Source organism: Sphingomonas spermidinifaciens, assembly GCF_002351485.1.
In the GTDB taxonomy this organism is placed as follows: domain Bacteria; phylum Pseudomonadota; class Alphaproteobacteria; order Sphingomonadales; family Sphingomonadaceae; genus Sphingomonas; species Sphingomonas spermidinifaciens.
The window spans coordinates 1,642,076-1,663,629 of sequence record NZ_NWMW01000001.1 but is presented as its reverse complement, the minus strand read 5'-3'; the positions used below and the strand labels follow the sequence as shown (position 1 = coordinate 1,663,629).

Below are 21,554 nucleotides of genomic sequence, written 5' to 3'. Positions count from 1 at the left end.
ACCGTGGCAGCAGCCGCGGCCCAACCGATCGCGACGATGGCAACCAAATGGCCAGCAGTGCGAGGCTTTGCATGACCAAGATTATCGGCCTGAAGACGATCGATCTGCGCTTTCCGACGAGTCAGTCGCTGGACGGGTCAGACGCGATGAACCCGGATCCTGATTATTCGGCTGCCTATGTCGTGCTGGAGACCGACACGCCCGGGCTGGAGGGCCATGGCCTCACCTTCACGATCGGTCGGGGGAACGAGATCTGCGTGGCCGCGATCGAAGCGATGCGGCATCTGGTCGTCGGGATCGATCTGGCGACGGTGATCGCCAATCCGGGCACGTTCTGGCGGCATGTGACGGGTGACAGCCAGCTTCGCTGGATCGGTCCGGACAAGGGGGCAATTCATCTGGCGACCGGCGCGGTCGTCAACGCGGTCTGGGACCTTTGGGCCAAGTCGGTCGGGAAGCCGGTCTGGCGGCTGGTCGCCGACATGACGCCCAAGCAGATCGTGGAGGCGATCGACTTCCGCTACATCACCGACTGCATCACCCCCGTTGAGGCGCTGGCGCTGCTCACGCGGGCGCAGGTCGGCAAGGCCGAGCGGATCGAGACGCTCGAGGCCAAGGGTTACCCCTGCTATACCACATCGGCAGGCTGGCTCGGTTATTCCGACGACAAGCTGCGCCGGCTGGCCACCGAGGCGGTGGAAGAGGGCTTCACCCATCTCAAGCTGAAGGTGGGTGCCAATCTTGAGGACGATATCCGCCGCGTGACTATCGCGCGCGAGGTGCTCGGCCCTGACCGCACGCTGATGATCGATGCCAATCAGGTATGGGAGGTCGAGCAGGCCATCGACTGGGTGCGTGAAATCGCCTTCGCCAGGCCGTGGTTCATCGAGGAACCGACCAGCCCTGACGACGTGCTCGGCCACGCCAGGATCCGCGCCAGTCTGGGCTCGGCCTCCGGGGGTATCAAGGTGGCGACAGGCGAAATGTGCCAGAACCGCATCCTCTTCAAGCAGTTCATCATGGGCGGCGCGATCGACGTCGTGCAGATCGATTCCTGCCGCCTGGGCGGTGTGAATGAGATCCTGGCGGTGCTGCTGATGGCGGCGAAGTACAAGCTTCCGGTGTGCCCGCATGCCGGCGGCGTCGGCTTGTGCGAATATGTTCAGCACTTGTCGATGATCGACTATATCTGCTTTTCCGGCACCACCAGCGGGCGAGTGGTCGAGTATGTCGACCATTTGCACGAACATTTCATCGAGCCGTGCGTCATCAAGGGCGGGGCCTATATGCCGCCGCGCCTGCCCGGCTTCTCGATCGAGATGAAGCCGGAGTCGCTGCGCGACTATGCCTTCAATCCGGGAAGGGAGGATCAAAGCGGCGCCAAGGGACATACCGCGCTGCCGGTATTCCAATGACGGGGTGCTTCTCACGCGCGACGACGTGCCGCGTTGCGGCTGCCTTGGCGCCGATTATCGTCTCGATCGCAAGCCTTCCCGCGAGTGCGCAGGGAAGTAGCGCCAGCAATGTCGGTCGGGTCTATGACCGGGTCGCGCCCATGAACGAGACGGTGGAGCGCCGCGTGATCCCCGCGCTCGCATCGCTGGCCGACCGGATCGGACGCGAGGGCCGCGCGATGCAGGTCGCCGGCAAGCCGGGGTTCAATCCCGACGACAAGTTCCTGCCGGGCAAGATCGCGATCGGCATGGCCTATCCGTTGCTGGACGCACCGCGCGGCAGCCGCGAATTCTCGCGCCGCCTTGCCGACTACCGTCGTATCGCTGCACTGACGGCTGGCGACGTCAACGAAACCTGGGGAATCTATTACTACCTGCTGGCGCTCTACAAGCTGAAGCAGGCGGGCCTGCTCGATCGGGCCGTGTCGTCGGAGACGCTGGCCATATTGCGACAGAAGCTTGATTGGCGCAGCTTCGTGCGGCAGCCCGACCTCACCCTCATCGATTTGCCGAACAATTTCTACGGCGTCGCCTTCAGCGCGGCGCGCCTCCGGTTTCTGTTGGGATGGGAGGACGAAGCCGGGGCTAAGGCACTGCTGGCCAAGACCCTCGACCATTATCGCACCTATTCGGGTGAGTACGGGTTCGCAGACGAAACCAACGGCGATGGCCGCTTCGATCGCTACAGCGTTCTGCTGATCGGCGAGATCGCGCAGCGATTTATCGAAACCGGCCTGACCCCTCCGGCAGAGGTCAAGCGATGGCTGCGCCGGTCGGTCGATCTCCTGATTCCCCGAATGAACCTGTCGGGCGCGGGTTTCGAATATGGGCGCAGCATCGGCGCGTATGGCGATACAGCGCCGCTCGAGGTGCTCAGCGTTGCAGCTTATCTGACGCTGCTGACGCCGCTCGAGGAGCAGATGGCTTATGCATACGGCGCGCGCATCAGCGCGCGGCTGATGGACTTCTGGTACGATCCCGGCATGCGCTCGGCGAACCTGTGGCGCGGCGGACGTGCGACCGACACCTATCGCGGCGAGCACCGCGTTCTGGGCGAGAATCTGAGCTTGTTCCGCCAGTTGATCTACACCAACGCCCTCTGGAACCAACTGGGATATCGTGGGCGCCAGGCGGCCCCCGGTTTCGCGCGGTGGCTCGCAACCTTGCCACGTGCGACAACGACGTGGTTCGCACGCGGAGCTTATGACCGCGCGCTGGTGACGATCCGCGACGGTGATCACGTGATCGGCCTGCCGCTCATCAGCGGGGCCGAGGGGTATCACCGCAAGAACGCTTATTTCCCGGCGCCGTTTTCGATCGGCATGCTCGACGCGACGCCCGATCAGACATGGCCGTCGCTGGTGCCGCGGATCATATTTGCCGACGGCACGCCGTTGATGCCGCTGACCTTCTTCAAGGACATTGCGGTCAAGACTGTCGGTGCGACGACGATCGTGACACTGCGGCAGGACGCTCTGGACGATGTGTCAGGGGAAGCGCCGCGAGCCGACAAGCGAGCGAGGGTGACGACACGCTTCGTCTTCACGCCCGGCCGGCTTGTGCGAGAGGATTATATTCAACAGGACCGACCCGGCACCGTCGAGGTGGAGTTTGGAACGCGGTCGGTGCGCCCGGTCATCTCGGACGGGACCGTGCGCTTCGGCCAGGGGACGGTGCGGTCGTTCAAGGCGGACGGATACGGCAGTTGCACGGTCCGCCCGGTCGCAGATGATGCCGCCTATCACAGCGTCACCGGCGCGATGCAAACCGCAGTTCGCTGCTCGAGGAAGGGGGCCGCGGGCCGCTACACGCTTCGTTGGCAGGTCGATTACCGATAAGCGTTATGGGCCGGCATCCGGCGGACCCGCCATCAAGCGTGGGTGACGCCGGGACGCTGCGGGACCTCCGCCATCGGATATCCCGCCCGACAAGTCGCGCCACCGCGTCATGCGCGACGCGCTGAGGCGCCAGTCCGCGCGGCGTCGGCGCTGGCCCTAAAGATGGACCCCGACCAGCGGCAGCTCGAATTCCACGTGAGGCAAATCGGGACGAACGACTTGACGGCAGGATTCGCATGTGAAACACAGATTCATATGCGAATTTAATGATCGCAGCTTGAAAAAAAGACAAGTGTTTAGGGGAGATGACTGATGCGATTGCGCCCATTGGTCCGGCTTGGTGCGTCTGCGTCTGCACTCGCTTGCGGTTCGGCAGCCATTGCCAATCCCGCCCCTTTCCAAGTCGTCGGCAGCGAAAAGGCCGGCGCCTCACAATCGCGGCTCGAAGCACAAGCTCCGGAAGCCGATCCGAGTGCCGAAGAGGACCTGACGGCGGCTGACGAGCAATCGTCGGAAATCGTTGTCCGAGGTTATCGACAATCTCTTCAGAATGCTTTGAATCTGAAGCGAGGCGCCGGCGTGATGCTGGATGCGATCACGGCCGACGACATCGCCTCGTTTCCAGAGGCCAATGTTGCCGAGAGTCTTCAGCGTATCCCCGGGATCTCTCTCGACCGAGAGAATGGCGAGGGGCGTCAGATCAGCGTTCGCGGGCTGGGCGGGGACTTCACCCGCGTGCGGATCAACAATCTCGAAGCGCTGTCCACGAATGGATCGACAAGCGGCAGCATCAATACGTCGCGTGGGTTCGACTTCAACACTTTCGCATCGCAGCTTTTCAACAATGCCAAGGTCCAGAAGACCACATCGGCCGAGGTGGATGAGGGATCGCTCGGCGCCACGGTCGACCTCAACGCCGCTCGCCCGTTCGATTATAAGGGGTTGAAAGTCGCCGCCGCGGTCGAGGGCGCCTATTACGAGAACGGCGGAAAGATCAGTCCACGTCTGACTGGGTTGTTCTCCAACCGGTGGCTGGACGGTCGGCTCGGCCTGCTGGTCTCGGGTGCCTATCAATCGCGCGACACGACGACGAGCCAGTATTTCCGCTCCGCCGGCGTCGGCGACCTTTACTACCGCAATCAGGCTTGGGCAGGAAACGAGAACCCACCGCGCGCGCGCTTCGCCGCGCCGACAGGCACCAATTTCGGCTCGGCGATTACGAATCCGCTGATCGCGCGCGCCTATACGGGGTCAGATCCCGCTGCCTATGCCGCCCTGTACCCGGCCGGCTATGCGACCGCGGGGCGCTTCGACGACAGCACGGTCTTTATCCCCACCCTCGCGGGGGTCAGCGTGGGCGACCTGCATACCGAACGGCTCGGCGGTACCGCCTCGCTCCAGTTCGAGGTGTCCGATCGCACTCGGCTGTCGGTCGATTTTCTGGGGTCGAAGTTCACGCAGGAACAGAGGACATACGGAGTTGAAACCTTTTCAGGCCGCAACGGCTCGAACGCGACGCTGAACAATCTTGCGCCGGGCGCCTCGGCGCAGACGCGCCGGGCCTTTTATCCCGGCCAGTGCAATCGGGTGATCGAAACCCCGCTGCTTGCGCCGCAAGATTGCGGGCAGAGCCTGAACGGAGAGGCGCTCGTTCCCGGGACGTCTTTCAGCTTCAATCCCAACAATCTCGATCCGTTCGACTATTACAACTCACCGGTGTCCCCGGGTTATGTCTCCAGCGATCCCGGCGGCGCGTTCGGCATCCGCGGCCTGATCCCCATCCAGGGCCCGCAAACGATGCGCGTCGTCGGCGCGAACGTCACCAACGGGATCGCCGACTATCTGGCGATCCAGAACATGGACTGGCGCGCGGCAGGAACGCGTGCGCTGGTGACGACGACGTTCAAGCAGCTTTCGTTTTCGCTCGACCACGAATTCAGCGACCGGTTGAAAATCAACGCCAATGTCGGCGGATCCGATTCCAGCACGGACAGCCAGGTCCTGTTCGCCGAATTCAACGCGCTCGATAGGCCGGAAACCTTCGTCTACGACGCGCGCGGCGGCGGCGACATGCCGGTTTATCAGCCCGGCTTCGACAGCGCCAATCCAGCCAACTGGTCGGTGGTGAAGGGGCTCAGCGCCCTGCGTCACAACGCCAACACCGTGGACAACAAGTATCGCCAGGGACGGATCGACGGCCAGTGGGAAGTCGCCGACCAGCTGCTGTTCAAGTTCGGCGTCGCGCTCAAGAACTATGATTTCGCGACGACGAACGCCGTCCGTCTGACGGACACGTTAAATCCGACCGAAAAGGAGCTGGGGGTGTCGATTGCGTCACTGGGGCAGACCAAAGCGTTCGGTCAGGGCCTGAACCTGCCCGATGGAACGCCGACCACGATCTTCGCGCCGGATGTCGACGCGATGACGTCGCTCATCGGCTTCGATTGCAACTGCATCAACAAATGGGGTGACTTTCGGATCACCACGCGGCGCAACCGCGGTGCGAGCTACACCATCGCGGAACGCGACCGCAGCCTCTACGGTCAGTTCGATTTCCGCACCGAAGTGCTGGGCCGCGACCTAAGCGGCAATGCGGGCGTTCGCTATGTCCGCACCTCGATCGACGCACAGGGTTTCGACACCACCGGCCGCACAATCACCGACGACAATGTCTATGAGGATTATCTGCCCTCGCTGAATCTCGCTTACGACCTTACGCCCGATCTGAAGCTGCGCTTCGGGGTCAGCCGTGCGATGGCGCGGCCGCAACTGGCGCTGCTGTCGCCCAGCATCACCCAGATCGGCATTCCGAACACGGGCGAGCGCAGCGGCGCGACGCTGACCGTCGGCAACACGCGGCTACGGCCGTTCCGCTCGACCAACATCGACGCCAGCCTTGAGTGGTATTTCCGGCGGGACTCCCTTGTATCGATCGCGTATTTCGACAAGGCCATCAACAGCTTCCCACAGGTTTCGCTGTACGACGCGCAACTGTCCGCATTTCTGAGCCCGGCCGCGATCGAGGCGCTGAAGGCGCAATATGCGTCCAGTCCCAATCAGCTCGCCTACATCAACCAGGACAATCCGTTCACCGTTCGCCAGGCGCAGGATTCCCCGGGCGGATATATTCGCGGGTGGGAAGCCAATTTTCAGACCAACTTCTTCTTCCTGCCGGGTTTCCTGCAGAACTTTGGTATCCAGCTGAACGCGACGCGGATCTTTTCGAAGATCAACTATATCCTCGACCCCGGGGTCCGCGTCGGCGGGGTGCAGACGATTGCCCCGACATACGGCTTCGGACCATATCTGAACGCCTCTCCGAAGGCGTTCAACGCAACATTCTATTACGAGGATAAAGTTCTGAACGCGCGCATTTCCGCCGCACAGCGCGATGGATACTTCACGACGTTCCCGCTTGCGGCAGGATCATGCAGTCCGTCGCGTACCTGTGCCAATCCTCTGGTCAACGATTTTGCGAGTTCGGCCTCTACGACCAACATCGACGTGGCAGTCGGCGTGAACTTCACGGATCGGATCAGCCTGCGCTTCGAAGGCCTGAACCTGACGAACCAGACCGGTAATCGCGCGGCGTATCAGCAGAATCCGCAGGTGACCCAGTATCAGAGCACGGGTCCGCAATACACCGTCGGCCTGCGCTATCGGTACTGACGAGACAGACATCCTGAACCCCCCATCACCTTCCGGTTGAGAGGTAGTCCATGAAACGCGGGCATCAGAACCTATTCATCGCCTCGATCTCGGCGGTTGCCGGGCTGGCGATGGCGAATGAGCTTGGATTGGTGGGGGCATACGAGGTTGCGCGCTCCCAGCCCGCGGTGAGAATTGCGCCGCAAGCGGAAACGACCGTATTCCCTCAGGGTCAGCCGACGGCTGTTTCCAGCGATGCGTTGGAAGCGGTGACCCCGACGAGTAACTGGGCCAAGATCGTCAACGGCTCGCTCGCCTATCAGACGACGGCCAAGGGTGACCGCATCATGGACTTCTCGTCGGCGGGATATGCCGGTGGCGGCGTCGCATTGCCGACGGACGTGCCCGTGCGCGTCACGCTGTCACCATCGGGCGGCGACGATACCGCAGCGATCCAGGCCGCGATCGACACAGTGTCCGCGCGCGACCGGGGAAGCGACCGGTACCGCGGCGCTGTAAAGCTCGGCGTCGGGACGTTCAGGATCAGCCGGCCGCTCGCGATCAATGCGGCCGGCGTCGTCGTTGCCGGCAGCGGGACGGGTACCAACGGCACGATCATTCAGATGACCGGCACGACCGGCTTTCGCGCTTTCAATATCGGCACGGCACAGGCGCCGGTGCTGTCCAACACTGTCAGCCTGACGTCGTCCTATATCAAGTCGGGCAGCGATTCAGTTCGCGTGGAAAGCGTTGCGGGCTTTGCCGTTGGCCAGCGGGTCCAGCTGTCCCGCACGGTGACGGCGGCCTGGCTCCGCTTCATGGGTATGGACACATTGACCCGCGACGGCGCGCCGCAGACGTGGATCGCGCCCGGCACGGTGATTGCGACGCCCCGTGCGATCAGTTCGATCGACGCCGGCACGAAGACCATCCGGTTCGATGCGCCGATCACCGATTCGTTCGATGCGACCTATCTCGGCTCGCCGGTCGGGACGCTCAGCCGGGTCGACTATCCGGCCCGCGTCTCATGGGTGGGGGTTGAGCACCTCAAGATCGTCGCCCCGGCAGGCAGCACCGTCTATTCGGGCGCAACGTTCAGCAACGTCATCAACGGATATCTGAACGACGTGGTCGGGCAGGACCTGCAGAACAGCTTCAATGTCGCTCGCGACGCGCAACAGATCACCTTCGAGCGCGTCGTCACGACCGGCACGGTGACGCAGAGCAATGCCGCGCCGACAGCGGATTTCAGCGTGACCGGATCGCAGGTGCTGCTCAATCGCTGTCAGGCTCTGACCGCTGGCAATTGGGGCTTCGTAACCGGCGGGCCCGGCGTCGGGCCGACGGTCCTTCTCAACTTCATCGGCGGACCGGGTAGTCGAGGCGTGGCGCCGCATCAGCGTTGGTACACGGGCGTGCTTGTCGACAGTTCCTCGCTTCAGGGCGGATCGTCGACGACGCCGGGAATCGCGTTCACCAATAGGCGCAACCTTGGCACGGGCCACGGATGGACGACCGGATGGTCGGTCGCGTGGAACGTCACCTCTCCCTATTTTGCCGTCCAGAGCGCACCCGGTACGATCAACTGGTGCATCGGTTGTGTCGGCAGCGCCGTTAGCGTCACGGAGCCGGGGACCTTTGACGCGTCCGGGAGCAAGGTCGCTCCGGCCAGTCTTTATCTGCAACAACTGTTGGAGCGGCGAGGTGCCGCTGCGCTCTCCGCGATCGGATACGCGTCCACCGATCCGACCTCGTGACTAATGAAGAGATGGCACGACCGAGGTTGCCGGTCTGCTTGGTGTCGATTTGCACTCTCACACCAGGCCGGCACCGCGCTTTTAGAAAGAGCCCGACACGTTGCCTGCGACCGGCCGATCAGCTTGAGGCGCTGTCCCCAGCGCAGTCAGCCGTCGGTTCGTGGCGTCAGCGGAAACGTGCGCCAGTCGCCTCGGCGTGCGTCCGCCTGCTTATCGACCATGCCGAGGTCGGGAACGAGCAGATCCGCATCACCGGGCGGAAGCACTCCTTGGCGAAACTCGCCACGGACACCCCGCCAGCGCTGAACAGGTTGGCGCACCAGCGCATACGATGATGAGAACTACATGTTCGCTGTAGCACTATGATACTTAAAGCGTGCGCTCCTCTCCCGGGCACGGCTGTTCCTACCGCCAGCCTACCGACGAAACGGAACCACCTCGCCCGGCTCCGTCCCTGGGGACGTTTGGCCAACCCCCGGCTTAAGCCGGACTACTGTCGCTGCCTCATGGGTAAACCAGCCTGGCGGTAGGCCCGTGAGATTCTCAACATCGCCCGCCGGGATCGTAAATTCGAGCGCGAGCAGGTCTGCTTTTGACCGAACACCCCCATCAACGATCAGGTGGAGAGCGTCACGAAGCACGCGGGGTTCGGTTGGTGTCCACTGACGATCGAACGGCTCCTCCTTGGTCCAACCCTTGGCGGAGTAGAGCTTATACAGGTGGGTGGCAAAGTCGGCCGGGATAACGTCAAGATCGGCTAGGCGCTTAATCTGCGCTTTGATTGAGACACGCCAGCGTTCTTTGGCCGTCACCAAGGTCGCGAGCGATGGAAAACGCATCTCGACCGGGTAACTGGTCGACGGAAGCAAGAACGCACTAGCCAACCGGAACGCCTGTGTCTCAATGAGCTTGAGGTCACGCTTCAATTGCTCATTTGTGACATCACGGTGAAGAATAGCGTGCGCCATCTCGTGTGCGGCGTCCATTTGCCGACGCGCAAAGGACATCTTATCACTAGCAAGCAGGATATGAGGTCGGTCATCGTTTGGCGACCAACTGCAAAGCCCATCCAGCTTCACCGTCCCCATTTCAATAACGCTGACAATGAAGCCGAAGCGTTCGAGGACCTGGATCATATCACCACACGGACCGTCGCCGAGCCGCCAGTGTCGGCGTAGGTCGAGCGCAATGCGTTCGAGGTCTTCACCGCGAAGCTGATTATAGCTTGCCCCCGCCATGACATCAGGAATGCCAACTTCCGGTAGGTCTACGTAATGCTCCACCGTGTGACTGATCTCTTGCAGCCAGCGCATTTGAGCTCGCTGATACTGCAGATCACGAACCAGCGTGGAAGAAAGCGACCTTAGAAACATCGGTCGTGCTGAGATGCGTTCGGGTCGAAAGAAGAACTCCGGTCGCACCCCCAGGAAAGCCGCTAGCCGGGTCAACGTATCTGGATCAGGAGCTGAGCTTCCCTCCTCCCATCGGGAAACGGTACTTGGATTCAAGCTCATTGCCCGCGCCAACGCGGACATGCTCGGAATCCGTCGCGCTGCCCTGACCTCCGTAAGGCGGCCGGGCTCGAAGCCTGGTGTGCCGATGGGCATAGCCGTAGTCGTCTATTCCGCCGAACCGTCGACCGCCTCATCCGAGTCCGGCTGCTCCGGCGGCCTGAAGGCTTTCGGCTTCCGCTTCAACCTGACGAGCGGCTCCCCGTCCGGCACAGTATCGGCTCCCGATGTCGACGGAGCATACGCCTTCATCAACGACTCTACGGTCTCGTATGCCAGATAGCCCTGATACTCCGTATCGATCACGCCAATGGCGACTTCTTGCAAACGGCCGCCCTGCGAAGGGTCTCGGGCGAACAGTAGCAGTACGAAGATGTCGCCCGGCTGCGCCGTACTGCCGTCATCCTCAAGGTCCAGACGCGGGGTCAGTCGGTAATTGAGTGTGACGCCCGCCAGTCTCGATTGATTCCTAGTCGGCAGCTCTCTGGGCTCCGGCATTGATGCCAGGCCAAGCAGCACTCCAGGTCCGTCACCCCCGAATCGCATGAATGGTTGGAAGTAACGAAGGTCGGTGCCAGGGATTATGTCCCCTTCCAGTCGCAAGCCGCCATGAGCTTCGCACGCGTCTTGAAAGCCCTTTTCCATGAGGCGAAAGCGCGCCTGTCCTTCCAGTCCGCGAGCGCTACGCCCAGACAGGTCCGTATTATCGCGGATGAGTTCGTGCGCTTGACGCGCGCGTGACACCGCCGTGTCGAGAAGATCAATGATTAGGTCGCGCGGCAGCGTGCCGACCACACGGGCTTTGATCTCGTCCACAGTCACACTCGCCTCCGCCCTCGCCATCGTCGGGCTGATTTATGCTCCGGATTTTTGCACAAGGCAAGAGGATGGCGAAGATATTTTGCAGGCCGCCGGGTTAGGAGGTGAGAGCAGCCCGCGACGAAAACGTTTGCAACTGCGCCACTGCCGCCTCGACATGATGCCGATTGAAGATCCGGCTCTTCCGTTCGGCGGCACCGTCTGGCCCAGGCCAGGTAGCGATCGCCTGCATCATGTGGTCGACCGAGAGTTCGACGCCTGATGCCTCGTGAAGCCAGTCCACCGTGGCAAGCAACTCCAGGCCATGGGGAGACTGGAACCCATCGATCAGGTCCGCCGCTGCATCGAGCGCCGGACGGTATGCGGACGCCTCTGGAGAGGTGAGGTACGCGCTGACCCTGTCTTGACGATCATGGCGGAAACGGATCGGGTCGAAGGGCCGCGCGTCCGCAACCCGGCGTTCGCATTCGAGATAGCTACCGTCCAAGCTGTCCAGCAGGTGGCGAATCTTGTCGGAGTATGGGCCGTACCGATTGGCAGCGAAATCGTCGGCGATCGGGTTCGAGAGGCCTAGCCGCACAATCGTCCGCTTCAGGAACCACCCCAGCTTCTGAGCCTCCAAAATGGAACAGTCGAAGCCCAGCACTTCATAACGCCGGATCATCTCGGCCATCAGGGCACGGGCGGGCGTCAGCTTCTCGACGCCATGTCGCTTCACCACATTCTGATAGGTCTGGGTCGGCTCATAGACGACGATCTCACAATCAGCGTCCCGTAGTGCTTCGACGATCAAAGGCTTCACTTCTCCCCAGCGGAGTCCGCCGTTACCGGCACCCAGCGGAGGAATGGCGACGGATCGAATACCCCGAGCCCCAATCTCCCGCTTGAGAGCTTCGAGACCATCCCGAATCCATTCCAGTTTGGATGGGTGCCGCCAGTGCTTCTTGGTCGCGAAGTTGACGATATAGCGAGGCCCGAGCATGTCATGCCGCTCGGTGATGAAGAGCCCGCCGGGCGCGATCTCACCGGCCTTGCTCGCCGCCTCATACGACCTGAAGTTCTCCGGAAACGCTTCCTTGAACATCAGCGCAATGCCCTTGCCGCTGACCCCCACCGTGTTGACGGTGTTGACCAACGCCTCGACATCGGCGTCCAACAGATTGCCTTGGGTGAATCGAATCATCAGAAGTACCACCCTGGACGTACGAAGACTTTGACACTGGTTCCAGCCTTGGCGACTGCCGCCTCAAGCGGAGGCCGAACGCCTTCGGATGCGCAGCCGATCCCGAGCAGCGCTGACGGGGGCACGTGCTGGTGCGCCAGCGCCTCGGCTTGGTAGCGTTCCATCTTGTCGGGATAGGCGTCGCTCCGGGCAAAGTCATGCCGGCGCAGTATGTCCCAATCGAGCATGTCGGCGAGGTCGGTAGCAGCGCCGGACCAAGCCGCCGTCGCCGTGTAAGCGTGCCGGTCGGTGAAGAGCATCGTCACGCCTCGCGCCGTCATCGTCTGACATGACGAGACCAAGATCGCGATTTCGTCGTTCGAGCGACGCGTGACGCCGTTGTATCCGGTCTTGATGTTGAGCAGCATGGGTGACTTGGGCGTGAAGTAGAACGGGACGTAGTCGGAGAGCATGCCGCCCGGCGGGATGGGAACAGCCCGACGGGTTCGCTTGTCGATCAGGTCCGGGTTGCCGATCGGCACGAAGTTGGGATCGGCCGCGGCACCCCTGGCAGCGTGCAGGCCGTGCGATAGGAGCCACGGCACGTTCGCGACGTGCGTGATCCGGAACAGCAGGCCGCGCTCGGGGGTGAGGTCAAGCGGCATCGCGTAATGTCGTTGCCGCCTCGGGAGCGAACACCTCGGCCGAGAGGGCGGCGGCCATGGCTTCCGCCTTGGCGGCGGCGGCGTCGAGGGCGCGAGCGGTAGCTTCGAGGCGTTGGGCCTGTTCGGCGAAGGCCCTTTGGAGTGAGGACGGAGGTACAGGCACGTTCACCACAGTCAGCGCTTGCCTCGTGATCTGAGGCTGTGCTGCGCCAGTAATTGCATCCCTGAATCCTCGAAGTCGCAGAGCAGTCGCGAGGTACTCCAGCTCCAGCTTCGGCGAGGGGTCGTCCAGGCACATAGCGTTGCCGGTCACGTACGAGCGTGGCACGGTGACGTTGACCGTCCCGCAAGTCGCACCGCGGCATGTGACAGCGATCACCGGCTCCTCGTGATTGTAATCCGAATAGAAACCGATCACCCCGTTCGCGCCATAGACCGGGAAGCCGGAAGGCAGCAGCTCTGCACCTGTTATAGTTTTCCACTGTCGGGGCCGGCACAGCTCCGTCAGCGCGTGCTCAGGCCATCCGTTCGGATTGGTCGCCGGATCGCCGAACATGTCGAGGAAGACAGCGGGGATGATGGCGCGGGCCTTCGCGCGGGCGGCGTCGGCACGGCGCCTGATCTCCGCGGCCCGGTCCAGCAGCCGAACGATCCGCCGCTGCTCGTCGCGCGGCGGAAGCCGAAACACATAGCCTTCCAAAGCGGACTTGTTGAGGTTCTTGATGTTGTTACCCTGAGCCGCACTTGCCCAGCAGCGGAACGCAGCACCCTGAAAAAGATGTGCGAGAAACTTGGCTTCCACTTTCGCCGGCTTCGCCCTGATAGCGGCGCAAAATGCGCCGAACGAGCCAGTCCACTCTTTTTCCAGAAGCGCGCTTTTCCCAACGATTGCAGCGCTACCCGACGACATGCACATCACGATGTCATGGCATCGAAGCAACTGACTCTCACGAACGACCCGCTTCGGCAGCCAGACAAGATCATCATCAAGAATCAATTGCCTATCGATGTTTCCGGCACGGAGGACCGGAATGTCGCCTTCGACGGGAGCTAGGATCACGTCGCCCTTTCCAAACGTGACCCCGCGAATCACACTAGCGACTGTATCCAACCGAACTGAGGGCCATCCGCTCACGCCGCCTCTCCCCGCAGTTCGGCCGCCAGCGTCTGGATGTCGCCAAGCACCGCCTGCACGTCTTCCTCCAACTCCTGGAGCAGCTCGCGCGGGTTCCGATGCTCTGCCGCCTCGCGGCTCTCGGGGCGGTAGCGGGAGGCCGAGAGGTTCCAGTCCTCGCGCTCGATCGCGGCTGTGTCAGCGAACCACCAATTCTCGGTCCAGGGTGCGGCGGGGTCGCGCGCCTGCCAATCCGCCCACATCTCTTCTCGGCTGTTGAAGGCGGCGAGCAGGCCGGGGAGGTCGTCCGCTTCGATCGGCTGATCGTGATTGGCGTCGAGCTTGAAACCATCGTTGCTGGCGTGGAGGAACATGACGCGCTCGGTCCGACCGCCCTGGCGGAAGACCAGCACGCTCGTCTTCACCCCCGAATAGGGCTGGAACACGCCGCCGGGCAGCGACAGCACCGCCTCGACTTGGTTGTTCTGCATCAGCATCCGGCGCAGCTCCCGGTGTGCGCCCGTGGAGCCGAACAGCACGCCTTCGGGAACGACCACGCCGCACCGGCCGCCCGGCTTCAAGTTGTCGATCATGTACTTGACGAACAGCAGCTCGGTCGCCGTGCTCGTCCCGATCTTCACGTCGTCGACGATCCGGTCGCGGTCGATCCTGCCTGAGAAGGGCGGGTTCGCCAGGATCACGTCATAACCGTCGAGCGGCAGCGCCTTCTCCGCCTTCGCCTGACGGTCGAAGCTGGTGGTCAGCACGTTGCGCTTCAGGATGCGAACGTCGGGCAGCCCACGTAGCGCCAGGTTCATGCTGGCGAGGCTGACCATCTTGGGGTCGACGTCGTTCCCGTAGAAGGTCTCGGTCTGGAGCTTGCGCCATTGCCCCTGGTTCAGCCGATCGCCGAACCCGCGCTCGAACGTCTTGCCCTCCAGCTCCGCGACATCGCGACCGTTCGCCGACGAGTTGGCGAGGCGGATGTGCTCATAGGCCGCCACGAGGAAGCCGGCCGTCCCGGCCGCGGGGTCATAGACCGTCTCGCCGATCTGCGGATGGACCAGATCGACAATGGCGCGGATGATATGCCGCGGTGTACGGAACTGCCCCAGCTCGCCTGCCTGCTTGATCTGCCGAAGCACGTGTTCGAAGAGGTCGCCCTTGGTATCCGGGTCTGCCTGTTCGAGCCGGAGCTCGTTAACCAGCGTGACAACCTGAGTCAGCACGGTCGGCTCGTCGATCGCGAGCCGCGCCTGTGCCATGAAGCTCATGCCGTACTGGTCACCGATCCCCGCGAAGAAGGGGAACACCTCATCACGAACGAAGGTGACCAGTTGCTCGCCGGACATCGCATTCGCCCATGACGACCAGCGCATCCGGTCGCGCGGCATCGTCTCGACGCCCTTTGCGGGGGCGTTCAGCGGGTTGCGGATTATCCATTCGCCCGCGAACAGAGAGGCGTAGTCTCGGCTTGTCGCCTTGGCCTGACGCACGTTCGCGGCGTCGATCCCCTCTATCATGTAGAAAAAGAACAGGAAGCTGAGCTGCTCCGCATTGGACAGCGGGTCGGGATAGCCGCCGCCGTACAGGTAATCACGGATCTGATCGACCTTGCGGCGCATGTCGGGGGTGAAAGGCATTGTCGCTCGTACTCAAAAGGGCTTGCGCGGCCGAGTGGGATCATCTTCGGCAACATCGGCGGCGCCGTCGCCGAACACTGCTGCGCTGAGGCTCGCCAGTACGCTTTCGAGTTCGGCGTCGCCGCCGAACACGGCGCGGGCGCGCTCATAGCCGCCGTTCATCGACAGCGGAGGCGCGTCGAATCGCCAACTGTCGAACCCATCCAGCTCGCTTGCATTCGCTTTGATCTGCTCTTTTACGAGGTGAAGAAGCCGAAGCTGATCGGCATTGAACGGCTGGTCATCGAGCCAGGTCTCGAAGCGCCCGCCAAGTGCTTCGGATCGCGCTTCATCGACATCCAGGTAGGCGTGGCCGGTCTCGTCGACCGTCACCCACTCGCGGGTCGTGGGATCGACCTCATCATGCACGTCGAGCGTAAGGAGCCGTCGCGCAGTTGGCGGAGGCGCCTTGCTCTCCCGAACGACGATGACTCCGCCGTCGCCCGGCTCTTCGTCGTCACCATGGCGCAGGGTCACACCCGTGAAGTCCCACATGGTGAAGCGGGTTTTGCCCGGCGCGAGACGCGTCCCGCGCCCGCGCATCTGCTGGTAGAGGATGGAGCTGTGGGTGAAGCGCGCCATGACCAGATTCCGCACATCGGGGCAGTCGAAGCCCGTATCGAGCATGTTCACGCTGACGAGGATTTGCGGGAAAGGCTCTTTCTTGAAGCGTTTGATCTTCGCCGCACCGTCTACCGTATCGTCTGGCCCAAGCCCTGAGACCACGAAGTCAGCATACCGCGTCGATGGCGTAGGCTTCTTGTCCGCGAAGGCGTCGTCGAATATCCGGGCGAGCGTCTCAGCATGTCGCTTCGTGACCGCGAAAACGATCGTCTTGCCCCACTCGGGTGCGCGCCGAACGCCGTTCGGGCCGACATAACCCTGCTCAAGAATTTGCCGAAACTCGCGCACCATCGCCCGATTCCGCTCGGGGATCGTGAACTTGCGCTCCAGGGCGGTGGGATCGACCACCAACTCGTCCCGGTCATCGAAGAGCCGCTCCAACTCTGACCGGCTTGAGTCGTCGAGCGCATCCCAGTCGATTTCAGATCGCTTGACGGCGAACCCATCGGAGGCTGCGGTCCGGCCGGTCATGGCGCGGTAGATTTCGTGCGGGACGAGATGCCCGTCGGCGATAGCCTCGGACATCGAGTAGCTGTAGGTCGGCTTATCGACTTCAAAAAAGCGCAGCGTGTCTCGGATCGCCGCGCGATCTTCCTCGTCCACGTCGGGCGCGTCCCGCATCACGCACGGTGTCGCCGTCAGCCCGATCTTCACGCCGTCAAAGTGATCGAGCGCTCTCTTCCACTGGCCGTAGATGCTGCGGTGACACTCGTCGATCACGACCAGATCGAAGTAGCCGGACGAGTATTTCTCATACTCATTCACCAGGGTCTGAAGCGTCACGATTGTGATACGCTTCTCGTCCTGGAAACGTCGGCCAGTCCGCGGCACACGGTAGCACGGGAGGGTTGGAAGATGCTCCGCGAAGGCATCCTCCGCCTGAATCGCCAGCGTGTTCCGATCGACCACGAAAAGGGCGCGCGTAGCCCAGTTCGCCTCGAATAATCGTTTTAGTAATGCTGCCGCCGTGCGCGTCTTGCCTGTGCCGGTCGCCATTTCGACGAGCATTTTGCGCCGACCCGCCACCATCTCACGGCACAGCACATCAATGCAGACGGATTGGTGCAGGCGACCGCCACCACCCGCAATGCGTTGGTCTATGGCGATGTCGAGCGGGTTGCGGCGGATGTCGCGGGCGGCTTTCCGCCGCACGAGATCATCCTGGCTGAAGACGGTTTCGACCGTTCGAAAATGGGCGTCCTGGAACTTGTCGCGAAACCAGACCTCCTCACCGTTTGACAGGAAGATGAAGGGGACGTCGAGCTGGTCCGCATAGCGTAGACCTTGCGCCTCACCGGCCGACAGGTTGACGCTGGTGCTTTTCGCTTCGAGCACCGCCAATGCGCGCCCTTGACGGTCGAAGAGCGCATAATCCGCCTTTCCACCGTCATCCAGCGGATACTCGAACCGCACACTTCGGCCATCCGTAAGGCGCCAATCGGCATCCCGCAGAAGCTGATCGATCTTGACCCGTGCGAACGCTTCATTGGCCATCAGCGGCGCTCTCCACTGATGGGGCCCGTGCAGCCGTTCTGCGCTCAGCACGACGGTTCAGCCGCTCATACTCTTCGACGGAGATGACGATCACGACTCCACGCCCATGCTTCTCCACCAACACAGGCTCCGCACGTGCCGTGTCGATTAGCATGCCGAAGCCATTCTTGGCCTCGCGCGCCGACATGGTTTTCATAGGCCGCCCCGTCGCTTCAGGCCCGCACTGTAGCGGCTAAAATAGCTCTTCTGCAAGCTGGCGATCATGGGCGGCCCTGAGGACAGGTCGCTCGCCTGTGGACCCCGATCGAAGCGGCGGAGGAGATGGAGGGGTTGATGGCAAGATAAAGCGAGTTGCCTCGCCACCGGGACTACGTCCCTAAGTGTTTGTCTGCACATTATTTTTCCGCACCTACGGAGCCTGCCCGTAAGGTGCATGGGTGGCGCGCCAGGCGTTTTCCTCCGTCTTATCAATGGTTAAGTAGGTGCCACCCCCACAGTGCAGCCAGCGGCGAACCGCAGTTCGCCGCCGCCCGCCTGCATTTGCGCGCTACGTCACTACGCCGGCAACGGCGCTCTTGCCCGACTGATTCTCCCCTTCCAATCGTCGGTCCATGGCCGCCGATGAAGACAGTTTTCGTATCCGTTCGGGTCGGGTCAGAGAGCGCGGCCGGGACGGTGGCCGCGCGAAGCTTCCGCGCCCCGTGCGAGCGCGGGCCAAGACCTTCGCCGGCCAGGTGCAGCAAGCGATCCGGCGGGCAGGCGGCGACCCGTCCCGGGCGGGCAGAGCCGGGAAGCAAAGCGGGCGGTGCAATGCGCGCGGCCGGGGTGCTGCGGTTGCGGCCGGGCTGAAGGGCCGGAGCGCCTGGAGCCGGGACGGAGGCGGCGTTCGAACCCGGATGCGCCGCGTCGCGGTCAAGGCTCGGATCGTCAAGCTCAACCCGCAGCGCGGCGGCGCCCGCACCCGCGCGCATGTCAGCGCCTCGGCGGTCGACGCCCACCTGCGCTACCTTGAGCGCGACGGCGTGACTCACGAAGGCGAGAAGGGCCAAGTCTACTCGGCCGACAAGGACGTGGCCGATGGCCGCGCTCTCCTGGAGCGCGGGCGCGAGGATCGGCACCAGTTCCGCTTCATCGTCTCCGCCGAGGAGGGTGTCGAGCTGACCGACCTCCGCCAGACCACTCGCGAGGTGATGGCCCAAATGGAGGCCGACCTCGGGACGCGGCTCGACTGGATTGCCGTCGACCACCACAACACCGGCCACCCGCACACCCACATCCTCGTTCGCGGCGTGACCGACGACGGCAAGCGGCTCGACATCGCCGGCGACTATATCGCTCACGGCATCCGCGAGCGGGCGAGCGAGGTGGTCACGCTTGAGCTGGGCCGCCAGTCTGAGCAGGAGGTGACGCGCCAGCTTGAGCGCGAGGTGGATGCCGAACGCTTCACCCGGCTCGACCGGATGCTCATCGCCCGGCAGGAACAGGCGGCTGAGTTCGCCGATCTCCGGCCCGACGAGGACATGGCGATCGAGCTGCGCCGCAACCGAGCCCTCCTGATTGAGCGGGCTCGCGCGCTGGAGCGTCTGGGACTCGCGACCGAGTACCGGCCGGGCGAATGGGCGGTCGCGCCGCAAGCCGAGCAGCGCCTCCGCGCCCTTGGAGAGCGCGGCGACATCATCAAGACCATCCACCGCGCATTGGAGCGCGACGGCCTCGCTGAGGTGCGATCGGTCGCCGACTACCAGCTCCATGGCGATGGCCCGAAGTATCGCATCGTCGGCCAGGTTCGCGACAAGCAACTTGCCGGCGACGGGCTGGGGGATCGCATCGGCCTCACCATCGACGGCGTGGACGGCCGTGCCCATTACGTCGAGGCAAGCGCCGCCCAGGCCGAGGATATCCGGCGCGGCAGTGTCATCGCGGTCGAGCCGCCGCCGACCGCGCCGCGCGCTTCAGATCGCAACATTCTCGCAGCGACTGACCCTGGCGGTGTCTACAGTCCAGCGTCTCACCTCGAACAGATGCGCGAGCGGCTCGGAGCCGCAGATGCCGAGGCCTATGTCCGCAGTCATGTCCGCCGCTTGGAGGCCCTACGCCGCGCCGGGATCGTCGAACGCGTTGACGCGGAGCATTGGACGATCCCCGCCGATCTGCCCGAACGTGCATTAGCCTTCGACCGTCAGCGGTTCAGGAGCGGCCCGCGCATCGAGGAGCGCTCCCACCTGCCGCTCGATCACCAGGTCCGTCACGAGGGCGCGACGTGGCTCGACCGGACGATGCTCGGCCAAGATCGGGAGGCGTTGGCTTCTGGTGGCTTCGGCGGCGACGTGCAGACCGCCTGGAACGCCCGCAAGCAGGCGCTCACCGAGATGGGATATGTTCGTGACCTCGGTGGCGGCAAGTTTCGCGCGCCCAGCGACTTGCTGGCGCAGCTTGAGCGCGCCGAAGTCGCGCGGGTCGGCAAGGCGTTCGCGGCCGAGCGCGGCCTTTCCTTTCAGGAGACCGCAACCGGCGATCGGATCAGCGGCAAGCTGGTTGGGCAGGCGCAGCTTGCGAGCGGCCGGTTCGCTATGATCGACAATGGCTTGGGGTTTCAGCTCGTCCCCTGGAACGACGCGCTCACCAAGCGCATCGACCAGCAGATCAGCGGAATCGCCATGCCGGGCGGCGGCATCGACTGGACGTTCGGGCGGTCGCGCGGCCTCGGGCTATAAGGCTGATCAGAACTTGCGCCCAATATGGGCGCATGATAAACGGGAAGGAACATGCGGATCATCGCGCGGCGCACCTTGCGCGACTTCGTCGAGAGCCGGGTCGGCCACAAGGATCAACCGGCCTTGAAGGCTGCGCTCGATGCGTGGTTCGCGGAAGTGAGCAAGGCGAGCTGGACCAGCACCGCCGATGTGAAGCGGCTTTATGCGACCGCCAGCATCGTCAGCGCCGACCGGATCGTCTTCAACATCAAGGGCAACGACTACCGGCTGGTGGTCGCGGTCGATTTCGAGAAGGCGATCGTCTGGATCAAGTGGGTCGGCACGCACCGTGACTATGACCGGATCGACGTGAAGGAGGTGGAGCATGGCGACTGAGCTGAAGCCCATCCGCAACGACGCGGATCATGAAGCGGCGATGGAGGAGGTCGCCCGGCTCTGGGGAGCGAAGAGCGGCACGCCGGATGGCGACCGGCTCGACGTGCTCGTGACGCTGATCGACGCCTACGAGGCCAAGCACCATGCGCTGGACGCGCCCGATCCGGTCGAGGCGATCAAATTCCGGATGGAGCAGCAGGGCCTGACGCGCCGCGACCTGGAGGGCGTGATCGGCACGCGAACGCGGATCGCGGAGGTCTTGAACCGCCGGCGTGGGCTGTCGATCGACATGATCCGGCGCCTGCACGACCGGCTCGGCATCCCGGCCGAGGTACTGATCCGGCCGTCGCGGAAAGCAGCGTGACCGACGCGGCGCACACTGTCGCGCGGCGTAGCGCACATGGGCTGTTCTTATTTCTGGCCCGTGCGGCGATGCTGGCGCGATGCGCCGCGCACCATCTCACGACAGCGACTCGGCCGAGTGTCGCCGGCCTATGGGGGCCGCGCCACTCGACCTGTACGATTATGCTACCCAGGCCGCGAAACGCGGCGCGCGACTGGCCCGTGCCGATCCAGAGCCGATCGCCGTTATCGATGACTGGCCCTACGTCCTACCCATCACCGATGCCGAGGTTCGCATTATCGAGGCCCACTTCGGCGACGTGCTCGACGATTTGTTCGGACCGCTTCCCTAGCC

16 protein-coding genes and 1 pseudogene are annotated in these 21,554 nt (G+C 63.3%); 8 read left to right on the top strand and 9 right to left on the bottom strand.

Features of this window, described 5'->3' with window-relative positions; genetic code table 11:
- Nucleotides 1-71 precede the first annotated feature (71 nt).
- The 4 genes from COC42_RS07905 to COC42_RS07890 all read left to right on the top strand — a co-directional run bounded on the left by COC42_RS07905 (nt 72) and on the right by COC42_RS07890 (nt 8,697).
- Nucleotides 72-1,415 carry an L-fuconate dehydratase gene (locus COC42_RS07905; RefSeq protein ID WP_096342598.1) on the top strand — a complete coding sequence of 448 codons (1,344 nt, stop codon included), beginning with the start codon at nt 72-74 and terminating at the stop codon, nt 1,413-1,415.
- Nucleotides 1,416-1,555: 140 nt separating this feature from the next.
- Nucleotides 1,556-3,292: a hypothetical protein gene (locus COC42_RS07900; RefSeq protein WP_141395806.1), complete on the top strand. Its 1,737-nt coding sequence runs from the start codon at nt 1,556-1,558 to the stop codon at nt 3,290-3,292.
- Nucleotides 3,293-3,604: 312 nt separating this feature from the next.
- A complete protein-coding gene (locus tag COC42_RS07895; protein WP_096342596.1) occupies nt 3,605-6,961 on the top strand; it encodes a TonB-dependent receptor domain-containing protein in 3,357 nt (1,118 codons plus the stop codon).
- A 50-nt stretch (nt 6,962-7,011) separates the two neighbouring features.
- Nucleotides 7,012-8,697, top strand: coding sequence for a hypothetical protein (locus tag COC42_RS07890; protein ID WP_176484587.1), 1,686 nt, complete (start codon nt 7,012-7,014; stop codon nt 8,695-8,697).
- A 416-nt stretch (nt 8,698-9,113) separates the two neighbouring features.
- On the opposite strand, the gene COC42_RS07885 is transcribed toward COC42_RS07890, so the two are convergent.
- From COC42_RS07885 to COC42_RS07850, 9 genes and pseudogenes are all read right to left on the bottom strand, one after another.
- A complete protein-coding gene (locus COC42_RS07885; protein WP_245843930.1) occupies nt 9,114-10,010 on the bottom strand; it encodes an ImmA/IrrE family metallo-endopeptidase in 897 nt (298 codons plus the stop codon).
- 102 nt (nt 10,011-10,112) lie between these two features.
- Nucleotides 10,113-10,304: pseudogene (locus COC42_RS18200) on the bottom strand (helix-turn-helix domain-containing protein); the annotation flags it as partial.
- Nucleotides 10,305-10,316: 12 nt separating this feature from the next.
- The gene (locus COC42_RS07880) at nt 10,317-11,024 is read right to left on the bottom strand and encodes a hypothetical protein (RefSeq protein ID WP_141395804.1); all 708 of its coding nucleotides are present in this window, start codon (nt 11,022-11,024) and stop codon (nt 10,317-10,319) included.
- Nucleotides 11,025-11,124: 100 nt separating this feature from the next.
- The gene (darG, locus tag COC42_RS07875) at nt 11,125-12,210 is read right to left on the bottom strand and encodes a type II toxin-antitoxin system antitoxin DNA ADP-ribosyl glycohydrolase DarG (protein ID WP_096342592.1); all 1,086 of its coding nucleotides are present in this window, start codon (nt 12,208-12,210) and stop codon (nt 11,125-11,127) included.
- On the bottom strand, nt 12,210-12,854 hold the full coding sequence (gene darT, locus COC42_RS07870) for a type II toxin-antitoxin system toxin DNA ADP-ribosyl transferase DarT (RefSeq protein WP_096342591.1): 645 nt from the start codon (nt 12,852-12,854) through the stop codon (nt 12,210-12,212). The genes darG and darT overlap by 1 nt, the downstream gene beginning before the upstream one ends.
- A complete protein-coding gene (locus COC42_RS07865) occupies nt 12,844-13,989 on the bottom strand; it encodes a restriction endonuclease subunit S (protein WP_096342590.1) in 1,146 nt (381 codons plus the stop codon). Before COC42_RS07865 ends, darT begins: the two co-directional genes overlap by 11 nt.
- The gene (locus COC42_RS07860) at nt 13,986-15,611 is read right to left on the bottom strand and encodes an HsdM family class I SAM-dependent methyltransferase (RefSeq protein WP_096342589.1); all 1,626 of its coding nucleotides are present in this window, start codon (nt 15,609-15,611) and stop codon (nt 13,986-13,988) included. The genes COC42_RS07865 and COC42_RS07860 overlap by 4 nt, the downstream gene beginning before the upstream one ends.
- Nucleotides 15,612-15,623: 12 nt before the next feature.
- The gene (locus COC42_RS07855) at nt 15,624-17,768 is read right to left on the bottom strand and encodes a DEAD/DEAH box helicase family protein (RefSeq protein WP_096342588.1); all 2,145 of its coding nucleotides are present in this window, start codon (nt 17,766-17,768) and stop codon (nt 15,624-15,626) included.
- Complete coding sequence (locus COC42_RS07850) at nt 17,758-17,964, bottom strand: type II toxin-antitoxin system Phd/YefM family antitoxin (RefSeq protein ID WP_096342587.1); 207 nt, start codon at nt 17,962-17,964, stop codon at nt 17,758-17,760. Before COC42_RS07850 ends, COC42_RS07855 begins: the two co-directional genes overlap by 11 nt.
- A gap of 700 nt (nt 17,965-18,664) precedes the next feature.
- Between COC42_RS07850 and COC42_RS07845 the strand changes: the two genes are divergently transcribed.
- The 4 genes from COC42_RS07845 to COC42_RS17400 all read left to right on the top strand — a co-directional run bounded on the left by COC42_RS07845 (nt 18,665) and on the right by COC42_RS17400 (nt 21,552).
- Complete coding sequence (locus COC42_RS07845) at nt 18,665-20,482, top strand: DUF3363 domain-containing protein (RefSeq protein ID WP_217991263.1); 1,818 nt, start codon at nt 18,665-18,667, stop codon at nt 20,480-20,482.
- A gap of 51 nt (nt 20,483-20,533) precedes the next feature.
- Nucleotides 20,534-20,857, top strand: a complete 324-nt coding sequence (locus tag COC42_RS07840; protein WP_096342585.1) for a type II toxin-antitoxin system HigB family toxin — start codon at nt 20,534-20,536, stop codon at nt 20,855-20,857.
- Nucleotides 20,847-21,221 (top strand): helix-turn-helix domain-containing protein, encoded by a 375-nt coding sequence (locus COC42_RS07835; protein WP_096342584.1) that lies wholly within the window; start codon nt 20,847-20,849, stop codon nt 21,219-21,221. Before COC42_RS07840 ends, COC42_RS07835 begins: the two co-directional genes overlap by 11 nt.
- A gap of 130 nt (nt 21,222-21,351) precedes the next feature.
- On the top strand, nt 21,352-21,552 hold the full coding sequence (locus tag COC42_RS17400) for a hypothetical protein (RefSeq protein WP_141395803.1): 201 nt from the start codon (nt 21,352-21,354) through the stop codon (nt 21,550-21,552).
- Nucleotides 21,553-21,554: the final 2 nt, after the last annotated feature.

Excerpts from the sequence above, each read along its gene's own strand:
- COC42_RS07905 (WP_096342598.1), top strand. The coding sequence starts at position 72 with ATGACCAAGATTATCGGCCTGAAGACGATCGATCTGCGCTTTCCGACG.
- COC42_RS07900 (WP_141395806.1), top strand. The coding sequence starts at position 1,556 with ATGAACGAGACGGTGGAGCGCCGCGTGATCCCCGCGCTCGCATCGCTG.
- COC42_RS07895 (WP_096342596.1), top strand. The coding sequence starts at position 3,605 with ATGCGATTGCGCCCATTGGTCCGGCTTGGTGCGTCTGCGTCTGCACTC.
- COC42_RS07890 (WP_176484587.1), top strand. The coding sequence starts at position 7,012 with ATGAAACGCGGGCATCAGAACCTATTCATCGCCTCGATCTCGGCGGTT.
- COC42_RS07885 (WP_245843930.1), bottom strand. The coding sequence starts at position 10,010 with ATGCGCTGGCTGCAAGAGATCAGTCACACGGTGGAGCATTACGTAGAC.
- darG (WP_096342592.1), bottom strand. The coding sequence starts at position 12,210 with ATGATTCGATTCACCCAAGGCAATCTGTTGGACGCCGATGTCGAGGCG.
- darT (WP_096342591.1), bottom strand. The coding sequence starts at position 12,854 with ATGCCGCTTGACCTCACCCCCGAGCGCGGCCTGCTGTTCCGGATCACG.
- COC42_RS07860 (WP_096342589.1), bottom strand. The coding sequence starts at position 15,611 with ATGCCTTTCACCCCCGACATGCGCCGCAAGGTCGATCAGATCCGTGAT.
- COC42_RS07855 (WP_096342588.1), bottom strand. The coding sequence starts at position 17,768 with ATGGCCAATGAAGCGTTCGCACGGGTCAAGATCGATCAGCTTCTGCGG.
- COC42_RS07850 (WP_096342587.1), bottom strand. The coding sequence starts at position 17,964 with ATGAAAACCATGTCGGCGCGCGAGGCCAAGAATGGCTTCGGCATGCTA.
- COC42_RS07845 (WP_217991263.1), top strand. The coding sequence starts at position 18,665 with ATGCGCCGCGTCGCGGTCAAGGCTCGGATCGTCAAGCTCAACCCGCAG.
- COC42_RS07840 (WP_096342585.1), top strand. The coding sequence starts at position 20,534 with ATGCGGATCATCGCGCGGCGCACCTTGCGCGACTTCGTCGAGAGCCGG.
- COC42_RS07835 (WP_096342584.1), top strand. The coding sequence starts at position 20,847 with ATGGCGACTGAGCTGAAGCCCATCCGCAACGACGCGGATCATGAAGCG.
- COC42_RS17400 (WP_141395803.1), top strand. The coding sequence starts at position 21,352 with ATGGGGGCCGCGCCACTCGACCTGTACGATTATGCTACCCAGGCCGCG.